The organism is Elstera litoralis (assembly GCF_000963705.1).
Taxonomy (GTDB): Bacteria; Pseudomonadota; Alphaproteobacteria; order Elsterales; family Elsteraceae; genus Elstera; species Elstera litoralis.
In genome coordinates, this window is record NZ_LAJY01000738.1 from 1 (window position 1) to 800 (window position 800).

Genomic DNA, 800 nt, shown 5'->3' on the forward strand with positions numbered 1-800 from the left:
TCCAAGAAAAGCGGTTATGGGGCATTTTAGGGGATTTATAAATTTATCGTGATAAATCCTCAGGAGATTAATATCTGTCATGAATATAGGGGTTAATATTTCTAGTAATTCTTTGTCGCTAATTAAACCTGAAGCTGTCCCACCAAGGGAAATCATATATTTTTCAGCTTCTTCAATGGATGTGAGTATGTTCGGTGTTTTTCTTGGTGTTTTCGGCGGCGGCACGTTGCCGGAGACAAATAAATGTCGCGTTGACTGACCATATTGCGTGCGAATTTGTTGCGCTGCGGCATAGGCCAGCCACGCGCCAAAGCTGTGACCGAAGAGGGCGAAGGGACGGTCCAGCAGCGGTTCCGCCGCCTCGGCAAACGCGTCGACAATATCCTCAAGCCGGGTTAGGGGCGGCTCGCTCAGGCGGGTTCCGTGCCCAGGAAGTTGGACCGGGTAGAATTCCACAAGGTCGGCCGTGCCGCGCCACTCCCGGAAGAAATTCGCATTCCCGCCCGCATGGGCAAAACAGAAAACGCGAATTTCGGGATCTTTCGTAATCTCATCGAAAGGAAACCAACGGTGCGGCATCGGGTCTCTATCTCAAAAAACAGAGGGGCGCACCCCTCTGTCTCAAATTTAAAGCGCGATATTCGAAGGCCTATTCGTAGTAACCGACAACGAACACTTTGCTGTCAAACTTCTTAGTGAAGGATTTCTTCTTCTGCAACTTCTTCGTTGCCGGGTTGCGCCACACATATTCAACCCAACCGCCATCGGCCGTCTTATTGGCGGCGGCGATTTGGTCGCGG

General features: G+C 50.8%; 1 protein-coding gene. It reads right to left on the reverse strand.

Features of this window, described 5'->3' with window-relative positions; genetic code table 11:
• A partial coding sequence (locus VZ95_RS19455; RefSeq protein WP_052711965.1) for a thioesterase II family protein occupies positions 1–579 on the reverse strand: 579 nt, incomplete at its 3' end.
• Between the last annotated feature and the right edge of the window lie 221 nt (positions 580–800).